The sequence below is a fragment of the Pontimicrobium sp. MEBiC01747 genome, from assembly GCF_053601635.1.
On the sequence record NZ_JBSHNS010000329.1, the window covers coordinates 1 to 1,099 of the forward strand.

Below are 1,099 nucleotides of genomic sequence, written 5' to 3' on the forward strand. Positions count from 1 at the left end.
GGTACACAATTAATAGAAACGCTAACCTCACCAGTTTTTGATACCACTGGAGCCGTTGGTCTATTCCTAGACTTCGATCAGTTTTACAGATCTGGAGGGTCAGATAGTGGTATTGTAGAAGTGTACGATGGAACGAATTGGGTAGAAGTATTAAATCAAACAGCTACAACAGGTTCTTTTGCAACACCAAATCAACAACACATTGACATTACTGCCTATTCTAATGCAAACATGCAAATTCGTTTTATTTATAACGATGGAGATACTTGGGCATGGTACTGGATGATAGACAATATTGCTGTTATTAACTCATTATGTGATGTGCCAACAGCTTTAGCAGCTAATAATATAGGAGGAACAACAGCAGACATTACTTGGGATGCAGGAACAATAACTGCTTGGGAATATGTTTTACAAGCACCAGGAACAGGTGTACCAGCTGGTAACGGAACAATGATAGCTACAAACACAGTTAATGCAACAGCATTAGACTACTCTACAGACTATGAAGTTTATGTAAGATCAGATTGTGGCGGAGGTACATATAGCGACTGGGTAGGTCCTTTAAACTTTACAACAACAGTACAAACAGATTTTTCTGTAGACTGTGCCGTAGGAGCACAAACCTTAAATTACTGTTATACAGCTAATGACTCAAATGTCTTTACATTTACAAGTACAGATGGATCAGCATTAACGATAACAATCAATTCAGGAACGGTAGAAAACAACTGGGATGAATTAATCATTACAGATGTAGCAACAGGAACAGATTTAAATGCTGCAACACCTTATGGAAATGGTGGTGATTTATCAGGTATTACTTATCAATCTTCAGGAGATAGCTTAACACTATCTATAAACGCAGACGGATCTGGAAGTTGTGATACTAATGGATATACTCCTTTAGATGTTACAGTAGTATGCTCGACATGTACAAACCCTACAGCAACTTACACAGTTGTTTCAGACTGTATAAATGGACCACAGTTTTTTGTAGAAACAGATATTACAGATTTAGGAACAGCAACATCACTTACCGTATCAGACAATCAAGGAAACTCTCAAGTTGTAAACGCAACAGGAGTTGTTTCTTTTG

Annotated in this window: 1 pseudogene; it reads left to right on the top strand. The window is 37.7% G+C overall.

Features of this window, described 5'->3' with window-relative positions:
- Positions 1-1,099: pseudogene (locus ACVC2P_RS10855) on the top strand (hypothetical protein); the annotation flags it as partial.